The following is a 4,217-nucleotide window of genomic DNA, read 5'->3' as shown; positions in this document are numbered from 1 at the left end:
ATTTGAGGTGTTTTGGGGAAAGACGAGACGTTATACCGCATCAACACGGGAAGTTGCACTTCGAACTTGAATCCGCGTTTCAATAACCATGCCATTTCGGCCATGAATGTCATCGGCCTGGATTTAATCGTTTAATCGCCATATTAGGTCGGCTTGGAACCGAGCTGACCGGTTTCAACAAATCCGGCTCGGCAAGATTTGATGGCCAGCATCCGTCCAACCGATCAAAATCCGGCCACCGGTGCTTGACCGGACGGCGACAAGCCCGGTCCGCCGCCTGACACCACGCCATGGCTCATCCGGGCGATATGATCACCGGAGAATTTTTGTCCAAAAGGAACGGGACCTCGATATCAATCGGCCTTTCAGCCCTGATGCTCGCCGGTAAGGGGAACGAAGGCGACCGCCAGAACTTCCCGGGAATCAATCGCGCCGTCCCGTTTTTTTTCGTACAGCATCAGAAACTGGAGTGAATGGGGCGGCCCGACGGGAATGACCAGGCGGCCACCCGGCTTCAGCTGCATCAATAACGGCTCCGGAACGCGGTCGGCGGCGGCGGTCACGATGATACCGTCAAACGGGGCGTATGCCGGCAGACCATGATAACCGTCACCCTGATGGACCTCGGCGTTCCGGACTCCGAGGGCCGCCAGTCTGGCCCTCGCCTCCCGGGCCAGATCCGGGACGATTTCGACCGTGTGGACCCGCTTAACCAGTCTGGCCAGGATCACCGCCTGATAGCCGCAGCCGGCGCCGACTTCAAGGATCACATCATCTTTTTCGGGGAGGAGCAGATCGGTCATCAAGGCGACAATAAACGGCTGCGAAATCGTCTGACCATTGCCGATCGGCAGCGGTCTGTTGTCGAAGGCGTAGGGTTTCATGTCATCCGGGACAAACCGATCACGGGGAACTTCGGCCATGGCCTCCATAACCCGGTTACTGATTCTATTTATGCCGGTCGCACCGCTGCTATAGGAACACTCGATTTGAATGGTCCGTAGCATCTGTTCGACTTCCGCCCGCTGTTTCATCGGGAAACCCCTCGCGGATTTAAGCAAAATCCTTTTTCCGCTCCGCCACCAACCGGTCGGCCAATCTGGTCGGCTCCGGGAGACGGTAGCGGATGGCGCAATCCAGAATAATCCGCACCGCGATATCCAGTTCAATATTATGGCCCACACTGACAAAAACCGGTTTGACATTATCCCTGGTCCGCAGCACGGCCCCAATCAGTTCATTATTGTGGCGCAAGGGAGATGAGGCCCCTTGCTGCGGGTCCGGTTCCCGATAGTCACCGATCAGCCGGCTTTTGGCGCAACCTATTGTCGGCAGATCGGCTATCAGCCCGATATGGCTGGCGATCCCGAGCCGGCGCGGATGGGCGACTCCCTGACCGTCACAGATAATCAGGTCCGGAATGTTACGCAGCTTGCGCAAGGCGGCAATCAAGGCGGGTGTTTCGCGAAAAGACAGAAGCCCGGGGATATAAGGAAAACGCAGCTCCAGAATAGCGGTGTGCCGCTCGACAATGGTGTGATCATGGATGTTCCAGAGCACCACCCCGCCGATACACCGTTTTTTATCGGGAGTAAAGGCGGCATCCAATCCGGCCGCAAGTCCGGGGTTCCGTGGCCGGCCTTGTCGGCTGATCGCCGCACTCAGTTTATTCTGGACGGCAATCGCCTGACGCGGGGTAATGACCCAGTTATGAGGCGGACGGCCTATTCTCATTAAACACGCCTCGTATTGTCGTTGTGTCCAAGTTCATACATATTGGGATGGCCCGAAAAAGCAAAAATGCGACGCAACGCAGTAGAGCGACTTTCGCGACGCCATCACGTTTAATGTTATCACCTGGCGATGAGCCGCGAAAAGTAAATAATTATGCGTCGCCGTCCATTCTTTGCTAAGATAGCGGATGCGTGTGGAATTTGAATCGTCCCGGGGGGAAGATGCTTTCCGGTTTTTTTTGTGCCCCCCGGCGGGCGGGACCGTGAGCTGATCTGCCAGCCCTATCGCACCGCGCAGAGTATCCGTCGGGCACTACCCCTATCCATTACAAGAAGGAGAAGCGGTGAATCATAAGATCTTTTCAGGAATTATTCTCATTGTCAGCATCTTTTTTGCGATCGGGACCCCTTACGCCGAGGTGCAGGTTCAGGATGACAGTCCGCAAAAGCGTCATATCAGGGTTGGCGTATTTGATAACTATCCGATTGTATATGAATCAGAAGGGCTGATAACCGGCTTTCATCTGGAACTTTTAAAGGAAGTGGCGAAACAGGAAGGATGGATTCTAGACTATATTTTTGCGGGATCACCGAAAAATGTTCTACAAGGGTTGGAGAGCGGCAATCTGGACATCGGCATGGGCTTGGCGCCGACTCCGGCCCGAGAACGGTTCCTCGAATTCACCAATGAAAAAAATGGTGTTTTACAAGGGCGGATCGTGGTGAAGTCGGAAGCCGAGAATATCGATTCCATCCGTGCGCTCATAGGAAAAAACCTTGCCGTGGTCAACCGGGACGTGGTTGGCGAAAACGGCATTGAGATCTTTGAAAAATTCGGCATCGAAACAAACTTCAAGCTGGTAAGCTCAAACGATGAACTGGTCAGGGCATTAATGACCAATGCCGTCGATGCCGGGATCTTCAACAGTCTGCAAAGCGAAAAATACGCGAAACAATACGATCTGCACCCGACCTCGATACTTTTCGACCCAATTGATGTCCACTACGCCGTACCGAAGGGCAGAAACCGCTATATAGTCGAGGCGCTTGACCGACATCTGCATAAGTGGAAATCAACCAACGGTTCGATCTACTACGAGATGAAAAATATGTTTCTGACCACCCCGGCCACGGATATGCCCAAATATACCAACCGCGAATTATTGATCGCCTTGAGCGTCTGCCTGCTGTTTATTCTCCTTGGCATTATGCTGGGGAATTTCATGGCCACCGAAATGACGGCCGAACACGGCAACATCTCCAGGGTCCATATCAAGCAGATATTTCAATTTATCCTGGCGATGAGCGTTTCCTTCTGGGTATTGGACTCATTCATCGAATGGTTTCTTTTCAACGAAGAACAGCGGCTGAGCCTGCTGGAACTGCTAATCACCCGGGTTCCACTCGAAAACTTGTATATCCGGGCCATGTTTTTTCTTGTTTGCTGTTTCTGCGGTCTGTTTCTGGCGAGATACATCAGTAAATACGAAAAATTGCTCAACGTGGTATTGGCCAGCGTGAACCGTTTCAAGCAGTTAACCGACAATGCCAGGGACATGATATTCCGGATGACTTTGCCGAACGGGGAATATGAGTTTGTCAGCAAGGCCTCTTCCGCCATTTTCGGCTATTCGCCGGAGGAATTCTACCAACCCCCCCTGCTCGTTGAAAAATTAACCCACCCGGACTGGAAAAATTATTTTCACGACCAATGGGAGAATCTATTAACCGGCGCCATTCCCCCGTACTTTGAATATCAGATAATAAATAAAAAGGGAGAAGTGCGTTGGGTAAATCAGCGAAACACCCTCTATTTTGATGAATCCGGCAAGCCCTCGGCGGTTGAAGGAATCGTCACCGATGTCACCGAACAAAAAAAGGTTGGCGCCGAGAAGACGAATATGCCACCGGTCAACTGAGGAAGTCGCTCCGAAACGAGGATATTGTGCCTGCCCAACCGTTTCATAATTGAAATGGTGAAATGCAATACCTTGTATTGGTGCAACATTCCGGTCGGCATGACATCGATTTCGTGACGTTTCGGGGAAAAAATGCGGGCTAGGAATTATTAAAGGGTGTTGAAAAGTAGCTCCCAAAACTTGATTGTTTTGGCCCGGCAACTCTGATCAGTTTGTTTTTTTCGTTACCTTTTGCGTCTGTTGACCATCTTCAAGCTTGCCGAGGATTTTTTAAGCTCTTTCGTGTTCCCGCAGAGGGATGCTTTTTTGAATTATGGCAAACGAATCGGTCAATTTGGCAAAACGCAACAAATTGAATATGTTTTTCTCTTTTATTTCAGCATGTTATACGTTTCAAGCGGCTTTGCTGAACAACTCAGCCTGGCGCTTGTCGGGTTTTTCTTTCCTTCTGGCACCGACCATTTTGATCAGCAATACGGCGATGCTGCTCAAGGTGCATCGGGCCATTGTGGCATTCTGACTGCGCACGCGAAGAGTTTCCAGGCCGGTTTGATTTTTGAGAAGG

Annotated in this window: 4 protein-coding genes; 2 read left to right on the top strand and 2 right to left on the bottom strand. The window is 51.7% G+C overall.

What is annotated here, in order from left to right; all coding sequences use genetic code 11:
• Positions 1-365: 365 nt before the first annotated feature.
• Positions 366-1,034, bottom strand: coding sequence for a protein-L-isoaspartate(D-aspartate) O-methyltransferase (locus P1P89_22395; GenBank protein MDF1594271.1), 669 nt, complete (start codon positions 1,032-1,034; stop codon positions 366-368).
• 19 nt (positions 1,035-1,053) lie between these two features.
• A complete protein-coding gene (gene nfi, locus P1P89_22390; GenBank protein ID MDF1594270.1) occupies positions 1,054-1,734 on the bottom strand; it encodes a deoxyribonuclease V in 681 nt (226 codons plus the stop codon).
• A gap of 343 nt (positions 1,735-2,077) precedes the next feature.
• On the opposite strand from nfi, the gene P1P89_22385 reads away from it, so the two are divergent.
• Both P1P89_22385 and P1P89_22380 read left to right on the top strand, forming a co-directional pair.
• Entirely contained in the window at positions 2,078-3,652 is a 1,575-nt protein-coding gene (locus P1P89_22385; GenBank protein MDF1594269.1) for a transporter substrate-binding domain-containing protein, read from the top strand.
• A gap of 306 nt (positions 3,653-3,958) precedes the next feature.
• Positions 3,959-4,217 (top strand): hypothetical protein (locus P1P89_22380; protein MDF1594268.1); only part of this gene is annotated, 259 nt, incomplete at its 3' end.

This window comes from Desulfobacterales bacterium (assembly GCA_029211065.1).
GTDB lineage: Bacteria > Desulfobacterota > Desulfobacteria > Desulfobacterales > JARGFK01 > JARGFK01.
Note: the sequence above shows the minus strand (reverse complement) of the source record. Positions and strands in the feature narration are given on the sequence as shown.

Coding starts and splice junctions, on each gene's coding strand:
- nfi (MDF1594270.1), bottom strand. CDS start 1,734: ATGAGAATAGGCCGTCCGCCTCATAACTGGGTCATTACCCCGCGTCAG.
- P1P89_22395 (MDF1594271.1), bottom strand. CDS start 1,034: ATGAAACAGCGGGCGGAAGTCGAACAGATGCTACGGACCATTCAAATC.